Source organism: Pseudomonas sp. PSB11, assembly GCF_014596605.1.
In the GTDB taxonomy this organism is placed as follows: Bacteria; Pseudomonadota; Gammaproteobacteria; order Pseudomonadales; family Pseudomonadaceae; genus Aquipseudomonas; species Aquipseudomonas umsongensis.
Map to the genome: position 1 here is coordinate 50,390 of NZ_NOIO01000017.1, position 16,978 is coordinate 67,367.

Annotated in this window: 15 protein-coding genes; 9 read left to right on the plus strand and 6 right to left on the minus strand. The window is 59.8% G+C overall.

Annotated elements, in window-relative coordinates:
* Positions 1-65 precede the first annotated feature (65 nt).
* From nadE to CGA21_RS19190, 3 genes are all read right to left on the minus strand, one after another.
* Entirely contained in the window at positions 66-893 is an 828-nt protein-coding gene (nadE, locus tag CGA21_RS19180; RefSeq protein WP_110753962.1) for an ammonia-dependent NAD(+) synthetase, read from the minus strand.
* Positions 894-907: 14 nt separating this feature from the next.
* Positions 908-2,113 carry a nicotinate phosphoribosyltransferase gene (gene pncB / locus CGA21_RS19185; RefSeq protein ID WP_188264804.1) on the minus strand — a complete coding sequence of 402 codons (1,206 nt, stop codon included), beginning with the start codon at positions 2,111-2,113 and terminating at the stop codon, positions 908-910.
* Between the two features lie 76 nt (positions 2,114-2,189).
* Complete coding sequence (locus CGA21_RS19190) at positions 2,190-3,077, minus strand: LysR family transcriptional regulator (protein ID WP_020797622.1); 888 nt, start codon at positions 3,075-3,077, stop codon at positions 2,190-2,192.
* A gap of 175 nt (positions 3,078-3,252) precedes the next feature.
* Here CGA21_RS19190 and CGA21_RS19195 point away from each other — a divergent pair, with 175 nt between their 5' ends.
* The 9 genes from CGA21_RS19195 (at position 3,253) to CGA21_RS19235 (ending at position 14,396) form a co-directional block, all read left to right on the plus strand.
* The gene (locus tag CGA21_RS19195; RefSeq protein WP_020797621.1) at positions 3,253-4,743 is read left to right on the plus strand and encodes an aldehyde dehydrogenase family protein; all 1,491 of its coding nucleotides are present in this window, start codon (positions 3,253-3,255) and stop codon (positions 4,741-4,743) included.
* A 165-nt stretch (positions 4,744-4,908) separates the two neighbouring features.
* Positions 4,909-6,192 (plus strand): NAD(P)/FAD-dependent oxidoreductase, encoded by a 1,284-nt coding sequence (locus CGA21_RS19200; RefSeq protein ID WP_110753958.1) that lies wholly within the window; start codon positions 4,909-4,911, stop codon positions 6,190-6,192.
* Between the two features lie 362 nt (positions 6,193-6,554).
* Positions 6,555-7,688: a branched-chain amino acid ABC transporter substrate-binding protein gene (locus CGA21_RS19205; protein ID WP_020797619.1), complete on the plus strand. Its 1,134-nt coding sequence runs from the start codon at positions 6,555-6,557 to the stop codon at positions 7,686-7,688.
* Between the two features lie 239 nt (positions 7,689-7,927).
* Complete coding sequence (locus CGA21_RS19210) at positions 7,928-8,842, plus strand: ABC transporter permease subunit (RefSeq protein ID WP_008058951.1); 915 nt, start codon at positions 7,928-7,930, stop codon at positions 8,840-8,842.
* A gap of 3 nt (positions 8,843-8,845) precedes the next feature.
* Entirely contained in the window at positions 8,846-10,129 is a 1,284-nt protein-coding gene (gene livM, locus CGA21_RS19215; RefSeq protein ID WP_110753956.1) for a high-affinity branched-chain amino acid ABC transporter permease LivM, read from the plus strand.
* Positions 10,126-10,998: an ABC transporter ATP-binding protein gene (locus CGA21_RS19220; protein ID WP_020797617.1), complete on the plus strand. Its 873-nt coding sequence runs from the start codon at positions 10,126-10,128 to the stop codon at positions 10,996-10,998. The genes livM and CGA21_RS19220 overlap by 4 nt, the downstream gene beginning before the upstream one ends.
* Positions 10,995-11,711: an ABC transporter ATP-binding protein gene (locus CGA21_RS19225; protein ID WP_188264805.1), complete on the plus strand. Its 717-nt coding sequence runs from the start codon at positions 10,995-10,997 to the stop codon at positions 11,709-11,711. Before CGA21_RS19220 ends, CGA21_RS19225 begins: the two co-directional genes overlap by 4 nt.
* Before the next feature lie 837 nt (positions 11,712-12,548).
* The gene (locus CGA21_RS19230; RefSeq protein WP_110753954.1) at positions 12,549-13,319 is read left to right on the plus strand and encodes an SDR family oxidoreductase; all 771 of its coding nucleotides are present in this window, start codon (positions 12,549-12,551) and stop codon (positions 13,317-13,319) included.
* A 171-nt stretch (positions 13,320-13,490) separates the two neighbouring features.
* Positions 13,491-14,396, plus strand: coding sequence for a cation diffusion facilitator family transporter (locus CGA21_RS19235; RefSeq protein WP_188264806.1), 906 nt, complete (start codon positions 13,491-13,493; stop codon positions 14,394-14,396).
* 74 nt (positions 14,397-14,470) lie between these two features.
* Here the strand turns inward: CGA21_RS19235 and CGA21_RS19240 are convergent, their stop codons facing one another.
* From CGA21_RS19240 to ureG, 3 genes are all read right to left on the minus strand, one after another.
* Positions 14,471-15,604: an AGE family epimerase/isomerase gene (locus CGA21_RS19240; protein ID WP_110753950.1), complete on the minus strand. Its 1,134-nt coding sequence runs from the start codon at positions 15,602-15,604 to the stop codon at positions 14,471-14,473.
* Between the two features lie 156 nt (positions 15,605-15,760).
* Complete coding sequence (locus CGA21_RS19245) at positions 15,761-16,333, minus strand: HupE/UreJ family protein (RefSeq protein ID WP_188264807.1); 573 nt, start codon at positions 16,331-16,333, stop codon at positions 15,761-15,763.
* 29 nt (positions 16,334-16,362) lie between these two features.
* Entirely contained in the window at positions 16,363-16,977 is a 615-nt protein-coding gene (gene ureG, locus CGA21_RS19250; protein ID WP_008058937.1) for an urease accessory protein UreG, read from the minus strand.
* Position 16,978: the final 1 nt, after the last annotated feature.

Sequence of the window (16,978 nt, forward strand, 5' to 3'; positions counted from 1 at the left end):
ATGTGCTGGCCAAAGAAAAGCCCGCTGAGAATCACTCCTCAGCGGGCTTTTCATTCAGTCACGCCTCAAGGCGCAAATGGCATCACGCGCTTGTGATGAGTCTTGTTGTACGTGTCGACAATGATCTTGAACGCTTCCTCGCGCACCGGCTCGCCGTGCAGGAAGGCGTCGATCTCAGCGTACGTCACGCCATGGGACGCTTCATCCGGTTTGCCCGGGGACAGGTCTTCAAGGTCGGCGGTTGGGATTTTCTCCACCAGCGCCTCCGGCGCGCCGAAGCTGCGGGCGATGGCACGGACCTGGTTTTTCACCAGGCCACTGAGCGGTGCCAGGTCGCAGGCGCCGTCACCGAACTTGGTGAAGAAACCCATCACCGCTTCCGCGGCATGATCGGTGCCGATCACCAGGCCATGGGCCGCGCCGGCGATGGTGTACTGGGCGACCATGCGCATGCGCGCCTTGGTGTTGCCGAGCACGAAGTCCACCGACACCGCGTGTTTGCCTTCGAATGCCGCGACTTCGTTGGCCAGGGATTTGACCGCCGGGCCGATGTTCACCGTGTGGCGCTCATCCGGCTTGATGAAATCCACGGAGGCCTGGGCGTCATGTTCATCGAACTGGGTTTCGTACGGCAACCGCACGGCGATGAATTTGTAGGCGGCATCACCGCTGCGCTGACGCAGTTCACGGATCGCACGCTGGGCCAGCAGCCCGGCAGTCAGGGAGTCGACGCCGCCACTGATGCCCAGCACCAGGGTCTTGAGCCCGGAATTGACCAGGCAATCCTGGATGAAGGTAATCCGCCGGGCGACTTCCGCTTCGAGGGCAGCTTCGTCGGCGAACGGCGGTTGAACCTTGAGCTGTTCAGCAATCTCACGCTGTACGGCTTGCATGAATTCACTCCTTGCTAGAGGGGGGCAGGAACTTGGAAAACGTGTCGCAGATAAGCGACGAAATTCGGGTCTTTGCAGTGAGTCTTGCCGGGCTCGTCGGAGATCTTCGCCACCGGCGCGCCGTTGCAGGCGGTCATTTTAAGCACGATGCTCATCGGTTCGACACCCGGAATATCACACGTCAGGTTGGTGCCGATACCGAAGCTGACGTTGATTCGACCCCGCAACGCCCGAAAAATCTCCAGGGACTTGGGCAGTGTCAGGCTGTCGGAAAAGGTCAGCGTCTTGCTCATGGGGTCGATGCCGAGTTTGTGGTAGTGCGCGATGGCTTTTTCCGCCCAAGCCACCGGATCGCCCGAGTCGTGGCGCAAACCGTCGAACAGCTTGGCGAAAAACAGGTCGAAATCGCCCAGGAATGCATCGATGGTGATGCAGTCGGTCAGCGCAATCCCTAGCAGGCCACGGTATTCGCGGACCCAGCAATCGAGGGCGGCGATCTGGCTGTCGATCAGCCGCGGGCCGAGTTGCTGGTGGGCCATGATCCATTCGTGGGCCATGGTGCCCAGCGGTTTCATGTCCAGTTCCCGGGACAGGTGCACATTGCTGGTACCAACGAAGCGCCCGGGGAAGTCATGCTTGAGCACGTTCACCACTTCTTCCTGCACGCGGTAGGAAAAACGACGACGGGTGCCGAAATCGGCTACCTGCAATTCGGACAGTTCGTCGCTGCTGGCGTTGGCGGTCAGCCAGTCGAACTTGCGATAGAGCTGCTCGCGGGCCTGTTCCAGGACAATCTCCAGATAGCGATATCGGTTACGCACCTCACTGACGATTGCCAGAATCGGTACCTCGAACAGGATCACGTGCAACCACGGGCCCCGCAAGCGGATGAACAATTCGCCGTTTTCGATGCCGGTGTGGATATAGCGCAGGTTGAAGCGAAACAGCCCGAGAAAACGCAGGAAATCCGGCTTCAGGAAGCTGATGCGCTCCAGAAAACTCAATTGATCGGCGCTCAGGCTCAATTCGGCCAGCCGTTCGATCTGGAAGCGGATCTCTGCCAGATACGGGCGCAAATCTTCGCTGTTACGGCAACGAAACTCCCATTCGACCTCTACGTTCGGGTAGTTGTGCAGCACCGCCTGCATCATCGTCAGTTTGTAGAAGTCGGTGTCGAGCAGGTTCTGCACGATGCGATCGGCAAACACACTCTCGCTCATAACGGGGGTTCTCCACATGGAATAAGGCTAGTGGCGCATATCGGTGGTGGGTATTGCCAGCGATTTTTGCACCGCCCTACACCTGCTCCAGCATCCACTTGACGAAATCGCGCACCTTGGGCACTTCCGCCGAATGTTCCGGGTACGCCAGGTAATAGGCATCGGTGCTGGGCATTGCATGCTGCCAGGGAATGACCAGTTTGCCGTCGGCCAGTTCCTCTTCCACCAGAAATCGCGGCAGCAATGCCACGCCGCAGCCGACCTGCGCCGCGCGGATGCACATGTAGAAGGTTTCGAAGCGCGGGCCGTGGTAGCTGTGTTCGGTGTGGTAGCCCTGGCTGTCGAACCAGTCGTGCCAGGCCTGGGGGCGGGAAGCGTTTTGCAGCAGGACCAGGTCGGTGAGTTGTGTCGGGTCGGTGAATGGCGTGTCGGGCAGGCTGCCTGGCGCACAGACCGGCACCAGCTCTTCGCTGAACAACTTCAGGCATTCGGTACCAGGGCGTGAACCCTGGCCGAAGTAGAACGCCAGGTCGCTGCGCCCCTGTAGCAGGTCGTCGGCTTCCTGCTCATTGCACAGGTCCAGGTGGATCGACGGATGGCGCAGGCGCCAGCCCTTGAGGCGTGGCACCAGCCAGCGAGCGCCGAAGGTCGAGGGTGTCGAGACGCGCAAGACTTCGGTTTCACCACCGTAGGAACGCAGGTAATGGGTCGACATCTCAACCTGGGTGAGGATTTTTCGTACCTCCACCAGGTACAGATCGCCCGCTGGCGTCATTTGCAGGCGTCGGCGAACCCGGCGAAACAGCAGGTGCTGCAACAGCTCTTCCAGTTGCGCCACCTGTTTACTGACGGCGCTCTGGGTCAGGTTCAGCTCTTCCGCGGCCCGGGTGAAGCTCAGGTGGCGGGTCACGGCTTCGAAACACTGCAGCGCAGCGATCGAGGGCAAATAGCGTTTGTTCAGCATGGGCGGTCCTTTGTACTTGTCTCTTTATTGCCAACAATGCACAGCATGAATAAACGGAATGATATCTCTCTTAATGGTCGTTTGTTGAGTAACCTCGGGAGCGCTAAAACTACAGGTCTGATCAGTCGTGATTCGGCGGCTGCACACGTTCCGTTTTTTGCTTGAGGAGTGACCCATGGTTGCCGCATTGCTTGATCGTCTTGGTGTGAACCCGGCCCTGTACCAGAACGGCAAAGTGCCGGTGCATTCGCCAATCGATGGCAGCACGATTGCCGCCGTCAACTGGGAAGGTGCCGCCGAAGTCGAGCAGCACATCAGTCGTGCAGATCATGCATTTGAATTGTGGCGCAAAGTGCCGGCGCCGCGTCGCGGTGAGCTGGTGCGGCAACTGGGTGACATCCTGCGCGAATACAAGGCCGACCTCGGCGAATTGGTGTCCTGGGAAGCGGGCAAGATCACCCAGGAAGGCCTGGGTGAAGTTCAGGAAATGATCGACATCTGCGATTTCGCCGTCGGCCTGTCCCGCCAACTGTACGGCTTGACCATCGCCTCCGAGCGTCCTGGGCACCACATGCGCGAAACCTGGCACCCGCTGGGCATCGTCGGCGTGATCAGTGCCTTTAACTTCCCGGTGGCGGTCTGGGCCTGGAACGCCACGCTGGCGCTGGTTTGCGGCAACCCGGTGATCTGGAAACCGTCGGAGAAAACCCCACTGACCGCACTGGCCTGCCAGGCACTGTTCGACCGCGTGCTGAAGAATTTCAGCGATGCGCCACCGCACTTGAGCCAAGTGGTCATTGGCGGTCGCGATGCCGGTGAAGCCCTGGTCGATGACCCGCGTGTCGCGCTGGTCAGCGCTACCGGCAGCACCCGCATGGGCCGTGAAGTGGCGCCAAAAATCGCCGCGCGTTTTGCCCGCAGCATTCTCGAGCTGGGCGGCAACAATGCGATGATCCTTGGCCCAAGCGCCGATCTGGACATGGCCGTTCGCGCGATCCTGTTCAGTGCCGTCGGCACCGCCGGTCAGCGCTGCACCACGCTGCGCCGCCTGATCGCCCATGAATCGGTGAAGGAAGAAATCGTCACCCGCCTCAAGGCCGCCTACTCCAAAGTGCGCATCGGCCACCCGCTGGAAGGTAACCTGATCGGCCCGCTGATCGACAAGCAAAGCTTCGACAACATGCAGGACGCACTGGAGCAGGCGCTGAGCGAAGGCGGTCGGGTGTTTGGCGGCAAGCGTCAGCTTGAAGACAAATTCCCGAATGCCTACTACGTTTCGCCGGCCATCGTCGAAATGCCGGAGCAGAGCGATGTGGTCTGCCATGAAACGTTCGCACCGATTCTCTACGTGGTCGGCTACAACGATTTCAACGAAGCCCTGCGTTTGAACAACGCTGTACCGCAAGGCCTGTCCTCGTGCATCTTCACCACCGACGTGCGTGAAGCCGAGCAGTTCATGTCGGCGGTGGGCAGTGACTGTGGCATCGCCAACGTCAACATCGGCCCGAGCGGCGCGGAAATCGGCGGTGCGTTCGGTGGTGAGAAAGAAACGGGCGGTGGTCGTGAGTCCGGTTCCGATGCATGGCGCGGGTACATGCGTCGTCAGACCAACACCGTGAACTATTCGCTGGAGTTGCCGTTGGCGCAGGGTATTACGTTCGACTGACTGTAGGAGCGAGCTTTTGTGGCGAGGGGATTTATCCTCGTTGGACTGCGCAGCAGTCCCATTTTTTGGGGCCGCTTCGCAGCCCAACGGGGATAAATCCCCTCGCCACATAGATCATCCACATTGAATGAAATGTGTTGGTTAGGTTTCTGTTGGAGTCTGGCAATGCCGTTACGCGAAGAGTGTCTGTGGGAAAAACTGACGCCGCAAAGGCCCGACAACTCGGCGCTCAAGGGTGAGGTGAAAGTCGATGTCTGCGTCATTGGCGCAGGGTTTACCGGCCTGTCGGCGGCGGTGCACTTGTTGGAGCAGGGCAAAACGGTGTGCGTGCTCGAAGCACACCGCGCTGGCCACGGCGGTTCGGGGCGCAACGTCGGGCTGGTCAATGCCGGCATGTGGATTCCCCCGGACGAGATCGAAGCCGGGTTTGGCGAGGCGGTCGGCAGTCAGCTCAACCGAATGCTCGGCGCAGCACCTTCATTGGTGTTCAGCCTTGTGGACAAGTACAACATCGATTGCCAGTTGCGCCGCGAAGGCACGCTGCACATGGCGCACAACGCCCGTGGCGAAGCTGACCTGCGCAGTCGTGAAGAACAATGGAAGCGCCGTGGCGCCCCCGTCGAATTGCTGACCGGTAAAGCGTGTGAGCATGCGACAGGCACCCAAAAAATCGCCGCGGCATTGCTCGACCGTCGTGCTGGCACGCTCAACCCGATGGCCTACACCACCGGCTTGGCCAAGGCGGCGATGGGCTTGGGCGGTCAGTTGTTCGATCATTCCCCGGTGACCCATCTCGAACGGCAGGGGCAGCGTTGGTCGGTGCAAACTGCGCAGGGGTCGGTCCTGGCCGAGCAAGTGGTGATCGCTTCCAACGCCTACACCGAAGGTGACTGGACCGAGTTGCGGCGCAATTTCTTCCCCGGTTATTACTATCAGGTGGCCTCGGTCCCGCTGACCGAAGACGCGGCCCGGCAAATCCTGCCCGGTGGCCAGGGCTCCTGGGACACCCGCCAGGTGCTCAGCAGCATTCGCCGGGACAAGGACGGGCGCCTGCTGCTTGGCAGTCTCGGCAATGGCAATCAGAAACCGGCCTGGTTTCTCAAGGCCTGGGCCGATCGCGTGCAGCAACATTACTTTCCTTACCTCAAGCCGGTGGAGTGGGAGTGCACCTGGACGGGTCGCATCGCCTTCACCCCTGATCACTTGATGCGCCTGTTCGAACCGGCACCCGGAATAGTGGCAGTGACCGGCTACAACGGCCGGGGCGTGACCACCGGGACGGTGGTCGGCAAAGCCTTTGCCGATTACTTGTGTAACGGAAATCCTCAAGCGCTACCGATTCCCTTCGCGCCCATGCAGCCATTAGCCGGGGCAGGATTGCGCAGTTGTCTATACGAGGCCGGGTTCTCGCTGTATCACGCGGGCCAGTGCTTGCGGATCGTGATCTGAATGTGGATTTTCGTTGTTGAAAGCGGCGCTTTTTTGATCAGCAGCTAGCCTGTAGTGGTGCGGGTTGTAGCAGTCCCGCACCAGCAGTGTGCACTTCGGTGACGCACGTTGTTACAGGCTGGTTGCACGTCGTTTAGTGCCGCGGTTGCAATGATGGCGCAGTTGGGTTGCGCCTCAAAAAAATAATGGTTTCACCTTCCGCGGTTTAGACGGTTGCACGCCCAATGAAAATGGGTCCGAGACAGTCGAAATAATAATAAAGCAGCGACTTTTTTCAGAATAAAAAACCGATGGCACGGCCCTTGCTCTGAGCAGTCAGTGAAGTCGCAGTGCCAATTAAAAAAACCATGGAGCACCACCTCATGTCCCAGACGTTTTACAAGAAAGGCTTTCTGGCCCTCGCAGTGGCAGCTGCGTTGGGTGTTTCTGCGTTTGCTCAGGCTGACATCAAGATCGGCGTAGCGGGTCCAATGACGGGCGCCAATGCGGCATTTGGCGAGCAGTACATGAAGGGTGCACAGGCAGCAGCCGATGCGGTCAACGCAGCAGGTGGCGTGAACGGGGAAAAAATCGTACTGGTCAAGGGCGATGACGCCTGCGAACCGAAACAGGCTGTGACGGTCGCCAAGGACCTGACCAACCAGAAAGTCGCCGGCGTGGTCGGTCACTTCTGCTCCTCGTCGACCATCCCGGCCTCCGAGATCTACGACGAAGCGGGCATCATCGCCATCACTCCAGGCTCTACCAACCCACAGGTAACCGAACGCGGCCTGAGCGCCATGTTCCGCATGTGCGGTCGTGACGACCAGCAAGGCATCGTGGCCGGCGACTACATCGTCGACGTGCTCAAGGGCAAGAAGGTCGTGGTTCTGCACGACAAGGACACCTACGGCCAAGGCCTGGCAGACGCCACCAAGGCCCAACTGGTCAAGCGCGGCGTAACGCCAGTGCTGTATGAAGGCCTGACCCGTGGCGAGAAAGACTTCAGCACCATCGTGACCAAGATCCGTGGTGCCGGCGCTGACGTCGTCTACTTCGGTGGCCTGCACCCGGAAGCCGGTCCTCTGGTTCGCCAGCTGCGTGAACAAGGCCTGAAAGACGTCAAGTTCATGTCCGACGACGGCATCGTGACCGACGAACTGGTGACCACCGCTGGCGGTCCGCAATTCGTGGATGGCGTGCTGATGACCTTCGGTGCCGACCCACGCCTGCTGCCAGACAGCAAGACCGTGGTAGACGCTTTCCGCAAGGCCGGTACCGAGCCTGAAGGCTACACCCTGTACGCCTACGCTTCGGTGCAGACCCTGGCGGCTGCCTTCAACGGCGCCAAATCCAACAAGGGCGAAGAAGCGGCTGCGTGGCTGAAGAAAAATCCGGTCAAGACCGTCATGGGCGAGAAGACCTGGGACAGCAAGGGCGACCTGAAAGTCTCCGACTACGTGGTATACCAGTGGGACAAGGATGGCAAATACCACCAGCTGGAAAAACAGAAGTAAGGGCTGACTCAATCACCTGAACCCCACAGATCCTCGTGGGAGCGGGCTTGCCCGCGATGGCGGACTTGCAGGAGACAACTTTGTCGAATGTTCAACCGCTATCGCTGGCAGGCCAGCTCCCACAGGGGACGGTGTGGGACGGGCTGATCGTGACTGACATTGCTCCGACGTATATCTGTATTTTCCTTAGAAGAACCGCACCGGCAGGTGGACAGGTTCTCATTGCGTGAGATTGCGTTATGGATGGTATTTTCCTGCAGCAACTGGTCAACGGCCTGACCCTCGGGTCGGTCTATGGCCTGATCGCCATCGGCTACACAATGGTCTATGGCATCATCGGCATGATCAACTTCGCCCACGGCGAGGTTTACATGATTTCCGCTTACCTCGCGGCAATCAGTCTGGCTCTGCTGGCATACTTCGGTATTGAATCCTTCCCTCTGCTGATGCTCGGCACCCTGATCTTCACCATCGTCGTCACGGCGGTGTATGGCTGGGTCATCGAGCGCGTCGCCTACAAACCCCTGCGTAACTCCACCCGATTGGCACCGCTGATCAGCGCCATCGGTATCTCGCTGATCCTGCAAAACTATGCGCAGATCGCCCAGGGCGCCAAGCAACAAGGTGTTCCAACCTTGCTCAGCGGGGCGTGGCGCGTGGAAGTCGGCACTGGTTTCGTGCAGTTGACCTACACCAAGGTGTTCATCCTGGTCGCAGCGTTTGTCGGGATGGCCCTGCTGACCTACGTCATCAAGTACACCAAGCTCGGCCGCATGTGCCGTGCAACCCAGCAAGACCGCAAGATGGCTTCGATCCTGGGGATCAACACCGACCGGGTGATTTCCTATGTGTTCATCATCGGTGCAGCGATGGCGGCCCTGGCCGGCGTGCTGATCACCATGAACTACGGCACGTTCGACTTCTATGCCGGCTTCATCATTGGCATCAAGGCGTTCACCGCCGCGGTGCTCGGCGGGATCGGCTCACTGCCAGGCGCCATGCTGGGCGGGATCATCCTCGGGATTTCCGAGTCGCTGTTCTCTGGCCTGGTGAACTCGGACTACAAAGACGTTTTCAGCTTCTCGCTGCTGGTTCTCGTACTGGTCTTTCGGCCCCAAGGCCTGCTCGGCCGTCCTCTTGTGTCGAAGGTGTAAGCGATGTCCTCAACCACTAAAAAAACCATTGATATCAAGAAAAGTCTGGTTGACGCGATTCTTGCCGGCCTCATTGCCCTGATCGTGTTCGGGCCGATTGTCGGTGTCGTTCTCGATGGCTACGGCTTCAACCTGGAAACCACCCGCGTGGCGTGGATTGTCGCCATTGTCATGGCCGGTCGCTTTGCCTTGAGCATGTTCCTGCAAACCCCCAAGGGCTTGAGCATCCTCGAAGGTTTTGAAAGCACGGGTTCCGGGGTGCATGTGCTGGCGCCGGATTACAAATCGCGGTTGCGCTGGATCATCCCGTTGATGATCGTCATCGCCGTGGTGTTTCCGTTTTTCTCCAACTCCTACCTGCTGGGCGTGGTCATCCTCGGGCTGATCTATGTGCTGTTGGGGCTTGGGCTGAACATCGTAGTGGGCCTGGCCGGCCTGCTCGACCTCGGTTACGTGGCGTTCTACGCCATCGGCGCCTATGGCCTGGCGCTCGGTTATCAGTACCTGGGGCTGGGCTTCTGGACGGTGCTGCCCCTGGCGGCGATCACCGCCGGGCTGGCGGGTTGCATCCTCGGGTTTCCGGTGCTGCGCCTGCACGGCGACTATCTGGCGATCGTGACCTTGGGTTTCGGTGAAATCATCCGGCTGATCCTCAATAACTGGCTGACCCTGACCGGTGGTCCGAACGGCATGCCGGCACCACTGCCGACCTTCTTCGGCCTGGAATTCGGCAAGCGTGCGAAGGACGGGGGCGTGCCGTTCCATGAGTTCTTCGGCATCGCCTACAACCCGGACGTGAAGTACTACTTCATCTACGCGGTACTGTTCATGGTCGTACTGGCTGTGTTGTACATCAAGCATCGCCTGACTCGCATGCCCGTTGGCCGTGCCTGGGAAGCGCTGCGCGAAGATGAAATCGCTTGCCGTTCCATGGGCCTGAACCACGTGCTGGTCAAGCTCTCGGCATTCACCATCGGCGCTTCGACGGCCGGCCTGGCCGGCGTGTTCTTCGCCACCTACCAGGGCTTCGTCAACCCGACCTCGTTCACCTTCTTCGAATCGGCCCTGATCCTCGCCATCGTGGTGCTCGGCGGCATGGGCTCGACCATCGGCGTGGTGATTGCGGCCTTCGTATTGACCGTTGCCCCGGAACTGCTGCGTGGCTTCGCCGAATACCGCGTATTGCTGTTCGGCATCCTGATGGTGTTGATGATGATTTGGCGACCGCGCGGCCTGATTCGGATCAGCCGTACCGGTGTGGCCCCGCGTAAAGGAGTAGCGCCATGAGCGAAGTCGTACTCTCCGTAGAGAAGCTGATGATGCACTTTGGCGGCATCAAGGCGTTGAATGATGTCAGCCTGAAGGTCAAGCGCAACTCGATTTTCGCCCTGATCGGCCCCAACGGCGCCGGCAAGACCACGGTGTTCAACTGCCTGACCGGGTTCTACAAGGCCTCCGGTGGCAAGATCGAACTGAACGTGCGGGGCCAGCGAACCAACGTCATCAAAATGCTCGGCGAACCGTTCAAGCCTACCGATTTCGTCTCGCCAAAAAGCTTTATCAGTCGCCTGCGCTACAAGATGTTCGGCGGCACCCACTTGGTGAACCGCGCCGGGCTGGCGCGGACTTTCCAGAACATTCGCCTGTTCAAGGAAATGTCGGTGCTGGAAAACCTGCTGGTGGCCCAGCACATGTGGGTCAACCGCAATCTGCTGGCGGGCATCCTCAACACCAAGGGCTACCGCAAGGCCGAAAGCGATGCGCTGGACCACGCCTTCTATTGGCTGGAAGTGGTGGACCTGGTGGACTGCGCCAACCGCCTGGCCGGTGAACTGTCCTACGGCCAGCAACGTCGTCTGGAAATCGCCCGGGCCATGTGCACCCGTCCGCAGATCATCTGCCTCGACGAGCCGGCCGCCGGCCTCAACCCTCAGGAAACCGAAGCGCTGAGCGCGATGATCCGGCTGCTGCGCGACGAGCATGATCTGACCGTGGTGCTGATCGAACACGACATGGGCATGGTAATGAGTATTTCCGACCACATTGTGGTGCTGGACCACGGCGTCGTGATCGCCGAGGGCGGTCCCGATGCGATTCGCAACGACCCGAAAGTGATTGCCGCCTACCTGGGTGCCGATGAAGAGGAGGTGGTATGAGCAAACCCATCCTCGAACTCAAGGACCTGGACGTGTTCTACGGGCCGATCCAGGCCCTGAAGAACGTCTCGCTGCACATCAACGAAGGGGAGACCGTCAGCCTGATTGGCTCCAACGGCGCCGGCAAGTCGACCCTGCTGATGTCGATCTTCGGTCAGCCGCGCGCGGCGGACGGACAGATCCTTTACCAGGGCGTGGACATCACCCACAAGTCGTCGCACTACATTGCCTCCAACGGCATTGCCCAGTCGCCGGAAGGACGGCGGGTGTTCCCCGACATGACCGTCGAGGAAAACTTGCTGATGGGCACCATCCCCATCGGCGACAAGTACGCCAACGAAGACATGCAACGCATGTTCAAGCTGTTCCCGCGCCTTGAGGAGCGGCGCACCCAACGGGCGATGACCATGTCCGGTGGCGAGCAGCAGATGCTGGCCATCGCCAGAGCCCTGATGAGCCGGCCGAAATTGCTGTTGCTCGATGAGCCGAGCCTTGGGTTGGCGCCCATTGTGGTCAAGCAGATCTTCGCGACGCTGCGGGAGCTGGCCAAGACCGGCATGACCATTTTCCTGGTCGAGCAGAACGCCAACCACGCGCTACGGCTGTCGGACCGAGCCTATGTGATGGTCAACGGCGAGATCCGCATGAGCGGTACAGGGAAGGAGTTGTTGGTCAACGAGGATGTGCGTAACGCCTATCTTGGCGGGCACTAAACCTTAGCGTCCAATGAAAACGCCCTGACGAAATCAGGGCGTTTTTTTTCGCCCCTGTAAAAGCAGGTAGGAGCTGTCGAGTGAAACGAGGCTGCGATTTTTTGATCTTGTTTTTTAAGAATCAAGATCAAAAGATTGCAGCCTGCGGCAGCTCCTACAAGAGCGGTGGTGTGAGGTAACTTCAAATTGTGGAAAACAAAATTGTCGAGCTCCTGAAGTGCGACATAAAGCCGCCGCAATTAGTTGTTTTTTCACAGTTTTGACTTGTCCCCGTTTGCTGTGGAACTGGCTGTGAATAACGTGGGAGTAGCTGGCTGAGCGCCTTTGAATCCGTGGCTTGCAGCGCGATGGTTGTTTTTTGATCAGGCGCTTTTTCTTGTCTTCAAGGCAGCGTTGTCAACCTTTTTCTTAGCGTGAAACGTGCGCCTGAATGCAGTGAACAAGCCTGTGGATAAGTCTGTGGTTAAACTCTGGAAAGACCTGGCTGAGGGCCGTAGTTACTGGCTTGGCGCCATCGCAGGATTGACCGCGCGGTCGGGAAATTGACCCTGGGCTACACAGCAGGCCGATTGGGGTCAAGCAAAAAAGTTTCAAATCGGTCCGCAAAGCCTTGTGGATAGCGGCTTTCAGCTTTTCCACTTGCCCCCGGAATGTGTGGATGGGGCTGTGGATAAGGTGCGTGCATATGGCTGCAAGCCACGGCCAGCAAGGCGTTGCAAGTTTTGTTCGTTTTTTGTACAGAAAGCGCGCCGGTTGCCGCTGTGCGCAAGGCCGGGCATGCTGCCTGCTGATTTTCTATTCCAATGGCTGCCGATCAGCCGTAGCAAGGAGAACACCATGTCCAACACCCTGTTTATTACCGGCGCGACTTCCGGTTTTGGTGAAGCCTGTGCCCGTCGTTTTGCCGAGGCTGGCTGGAAACTGGTGCTGACAGGGCGTCGTGAAGAGCGCCTTAACGCCCTGTGCGCCGAACTGTCGAAGCAGACCGAGGTGCACGGCCTGGTGCTTGATGTGCGTGACCGCAAGGCCATGGAAGAAGCCATTGCCAACCTGCCGCCATCCTTCGCCAAGCTGCGTGGACTTATCAACAATGCTGGCCTGGCCTTGGGGGTCGATCCGGCGCCCAAATGCGACCTGGACGATTGGGACACCATGGTCGATACCAACGTCAAAGGCCTGATGTACAGCACCCGCCTGCTGCTGCCACGCCTGATCGCTCACGGTCGCGGCGCCGGTATCGTCAACCTCGGCTCCATTGCCGGCAACTACCCCTACCCGGGCAGCCATGTGTATGGCGCGAGCAAGGCGTTCGTCAAACAGTTCTCCCTGAACCTGCGCTGTGACCTCCAGGGCACCGGCGTGCGGGTCAGCAACATCGAACCGGGCCTGTGCGAAAGCGAGTTCTCGCTGGTGCGCTTTGCCGGTGACCAGGAGCGTTACAACGCCACCTACGCTGGTGCCGACCCGATCCAGCCGCAGGACATTGCCGAGACCATTTTCTGGGTCCTCAATGCCCCGGCGCACATCAACATCAACAGCGTCGAGCTGATGCCGGTGAGCCAGACCTGGGCCGGGTTTGCGATTGAGCGCAGTGGTGGCAAGGCGTAAGACCGCGGTACCGCCCTTCGCGAGCAGGCTCGCTCCCACAGGGACTTTGGTGAACCTGTGGGAGCGAGCCTGCTCGCGAAGGGGCCGGAACTGACAACGCCGGACATCAGCTAGACTCCTCACCCAACAACCTCGCCGCGCCCTGCGGTTCAAGGTTTTCGAGGAGACCATGTGAGCAATCGAGGCGAGCAGGCGCTGCTCAAGCAATCGACCTTCCTGATGCTGGTGGTGACATTCGCCGGGATCATCACCGGGTTTGCCTCGGGTGCCCAATCCATCCTGTTCGATGGCTTCTTTTCGCTGGTAGCAACCTTCATCAAGGTCCTGATGCTGATCACCGCCAGGTTGATCGCCAAGGAAAGCAATCAACGCTTCCAGTTCGGCTCCTGGCACCTGGAACCCATGGTGCTGGTGATCGAAGGCAGTTTCCTGTTGCTGGTGGCCATTTATGCCTTTCTCAACGGCGTGTTCGGCATCATCAGTGGTGGACGCGAGGTCGAGCTTGGCTTGGTGATCGTCTACGCGGCGGTATTCACCATCGTCGAGCTCATTTATTTTTTCTACGTCCGCCATCGCAATCGCACGCTCAAGTCATCGCTGATCCAGTTCGACAACATCAGTTGGCTGGTGGACGCGATGCTCTCGGCCGGCCTGTTGGTGAGCTTTCTTATTGCGCTCTTGCTAAAGACCCAGGGCTACGAAAAATGGGCGTTGTATGTCGACCCGATGATTCTGATTCTGCTGGCCCTGGGCATGCTCCCTCCGGCGTTCAAGATCATCGGCCCCGCGTTACGCGATGTGCTGGGAATCGCCCCGGATCAACTGGATGACAAGGTGCGCCAGGTGATGGAAGAGGCGAAGACCGAGCATGGTTTCGACGACTATGTTTCCTACGTGCAGAAGCACGGTCGGGCGTGTTTTATCGAAATTCACATCGTGTTGCCGACAAATTATCCGCTGCGCAGCGTGGCGCAACTGGATGCGCTACGAGAGGAAATCTCCGCGAAGCTCGGCAAGCCTGATGCGGCGAGGTGGCTGACCATCAGTTTTACCGGGGATCGCAAGTGGATTGCGTGAAACCCGGTGAATTCTTCGCAAGGTAGGCGCGAGCGGTGCGGCGACCTGACTTGCCCGCGAAAGCGACCGTTCAGTCAACCAAGATACGCCGCCAACCCGCGATAACAGGTCGCCAAGTGATAGGGCGTAGTCGACGGCATGTCCCGTCGGCTCACTTCACCGTGTTCGTCACGGCATTCATACCAGCCGCCCGCGTGCAATGAGCGCTGCTGCAACGCCTGCAATTGGCGCAGCACCGAAGCCTCACTGCCCGGACGCAGGGTCAAGGCGCGCAGGTATTCGGCCTGGGCCCAGATCCGTTGAGTCGCGTCCCGTGAGCCGCCATCCGGACCCAGGTCCAGCATGGCCCGCACGGCACCGGTGTGTGGGTCGACGCCCATTTGTTCGGTGAAGGCAAAAGCGCGATCCAGCGAAGCATGTAGTGGTGAACCACGCAGCAGATCGGACGACTCAAGCAGGAAATACCACTCGAACTGATGCCCGGGTTCGAACCAGTTATCCACAGCACCCAGCGGTTTTTCCATCAACACGCCGTGCTGCGGCTCGATAAACCGCAACTGCATCCCTGTGCATAAGTCCACGAGCGCCTGTTGCACAGCGAGGTCTTCACGCACCGACAGCGTGGCAAGGAAGGCTTCAGCCAGGTGCATCAACGGATTTTGCAGCGGTCCGCTGTTCAACGATGACCAGTCACGATCGAGGCTCGCTTCGTAGAGGCCGTCGCCGCTGGCGAAACGTTGCGCGATCACTTCCAGGGCCGCGTTGAGCACCGATTCCACCAGCGGCTCGCGGACTTTGTCCCAGTAATGGGCGCAGGCGAACAGAATGAATGCGTGGGTGTAGAGGTCTTTACGCTGATCCAGTGGCGCGCCCTGCGAGTCGATGCTGTAGAACCAGCCGCCATGCTCGGCATCGTGGAAGTGCCGCTGCAAGGAACGGAACAGCGCTGCCGCGCGCTCTTGAGCGCCTGGCACCTGGCCGATCAGGCTGGCAAACAGATACAACTGCCGCGCGCAGGCCATGGCCCGGTAGCGTTGTGGAGGCAACGGGTGGTGCTCGGCGTCCAGCGCCTCATAGGGCAGCGCCAACTCGGCATTCCAGCCGGGACCTTGCCATAGCGGCACGATCACGTCCTGGAAGTGCTGTTGCACCGAGGCAAACAGGGCGGTCAGTTCAGGCAGGGAGGCGGAGCGGGAAACAGGCGGCATTGGCTGGCGTCGTCACGGCAGGGTTGATTGCGCGACATGTTAGCAGGCCTTAGAGCTGCGTTGTCTCTCAGGCTCGCTCCCACAATGAAACAGTGTACGCAGGGCAAATGTGGGAGCGAGCCCGCTCGCGAAGACGCCATCACGGGCAATAGAGATTTAGCTTGCCAACAACCACACTCCGGTCGCCGCCGAAGCCGCCCCCGCTAGTCGAACCAGCGGAGCAGCAGCTCGCGGCAACACCCGCACCACCGCATAACCTGCGGCATGTAATGCTGCTGTTGCCACTACGAAACCAGCGGCATACGTCCAAGGGCTCGTCATGTCCGGCAACTCCAGGCCATGGGCCACACCATGGAACAGCGCAAACAACGCCGTTGCGGCCATTGCCAGGCTCAAAGGTGGACGCACCGCCAAGGCCACCGCCAGGCCCAGCGCCAACACAGACGCGGCAATGCCACCTTCCAGCGCCGGCAGTTCCAGCCCTTCAAAACCCAGCAGCCCGCCGATCAGCAGGGTGACAACGAAGGTGCACGGCAGCGCCCAACGCGCAGTGCCTTTGTGCTGAGCCGCCCACAGGCCGACCGCGAGCATTGCCAGCAGATGATCGAGTCCACCGAGCGGGTGGCTGATGCCCGCGACCAAGCCATTGTCCCCGTGCCCTGGGTGGGCCAACGCAATGGCCGGTGTCAACAGCAGGGTCATGGCGCCCAGAATGCGTTTCAGTGTCATGCAGTAGCTTCCTTGTTGATAAGTCATGCTCAGGCTGCCGTCAGCAGTCCCTGGCGTTCGATGAAAGCGATGATCGCGTCCAGGCCCTGGCCGGTTTTCTGGTTGCTGAACACGAACGGCTTGCCGTTGCGCATACGCGTGGTATCGCTGTCCATCAGCGTCAGCGAAGCGCCCACCAGGGGGGCCAGGTCAATTTTGTTGATCACCAGCAGATCGGACTTGCAGATTCCCGGCCCGCCTTTGCGCGGCAGCTTGTCGCCAGCGGACACGTCGATCACGTAGATGGTCAGGTCGGACAGCTCCGGGCTGAAGGTGGCCGAGAGATTGTCGCCACCGGACTCCACCAGGATCAGGTCCAGCCCCGGAAAACGGCGGTTCAATTGATCCACGGCTTCAAGATTGATCGAGGCATCCTCGCGGATCGCCGTGTGCGGGCAACCACCGGTTTCCACGCCGATGATGCGTTCCGGCGCCAGCGCTTCGTTGCGCACCAGGAAATCAGCGTCTTCGCGGGTGTAGATGTCGTTGGTCACCACCGCCAGGTTGTAGCGTTCGCGCAGGGCCAGGCACAGGGCCAGCGTCAGGGCGGTTTTACCGGAACCGACCGGGCCGCCGATACCGACGCGCAAGGGTTGTGTGTTCATG

Bases quoted from the DNA above. Each gene is read 5' to 3' on its own strand.
- nadE (WP_110753962.1), bottom strand. From the start codon at position 893: ATGCAAGCCGTACAGCGTGAGATTGCTGAACAGCTCAAGGTTCAACCG.
- pncB (WP_188264804.1), bottom strand. From the start codon at position 2,113: ATGAGCGAGAGTGTGTTTGCCGATCGCATCGTGCAGAACCTGCTCGAC.
- CGA21_RS19190 (WP_020797622.1), bottom strand. From the start codon at position 3,077: ATGCTGAACAAACGCTATTTGCCCTCGATCGCTGCGCTGCAGTGTTTC.
- CGA21_RS19195 (WP_020797621.1), top strand. From the start codon at position 3,253: ATGGTTGCCGCATTGCTTGATCGTCTTGGTGTGAACCCGGCCCTGTAC.
- CGA21_RS19200 (WP_110753958.1), top strand. From the start codon at position 4,909: ATGCCGTTACGCGAAGAGTGTCTGTGGGAAAAACTGACGCCGCAAAGG.
- CGA21_RS19205 (WP_020797619.1), top strand. From the start codon at position 6,555: ATGTCCCAGACGTTTTACAAGAAAGGCTTTCTGGCCCTCGCAGTGGCA.
- CGA21_RS19210 (WP_008058951.1), top strand. From the start codon at position 7,928: ATGGATGGTATTTTCCTGCAGCAACTGGTCAACGGCCTGACCCTCGGG.
- livM (WP_110753956.1), top strand. From the start codon at position 8,846: ATGTCCTCAACCACTAAAAAAACCATTGATATCAAGAAAAGTCTGGTT.
- CGA21_RS19220 (WP_020797617.1), top strand. From the start codon at position 10,126: ATGAGCGAAGTCGTACTCTCCGTAGAGAAGCTGATGATGCACTTTGGC.
- CGA21_RS19225 (WP_188264805.1), top strand. From the start codon at position 10,995: ATGAGCAAACCCATCCTCGAACTCAAGGACCTGGACGTGTTCTACGGG.
- CGA21_RS19230 (WP_110753954.1), top strand. From the start codon at position 12,549: ATGTCCAACACCCTGTTTATTACCGGCGCGACTTCCGGTTTTGGTGAA.
- CGA21_RS19240 (WP_110753950.1), bottom strand. From the start codon at position 15,604: ATGCCGCCTGTTTCCCGCTCCGCCTCCCTGCCTGAACTGACCGCCCTG.
- CGA21_RS19245 (WP_188264807.1), bottom strand. From the start codon at position 16,333: ATGACACTGAAACGCATTCTGGGCGCCATGACCCTGCTGTTGACACCG.
- ureG (WP_008058937.1), bottom strand. From the start codon at position 16,977: ATGAACACACAACCCTTGCGCGTCGGTATCGGCGGCCCGGTCGGTTCC.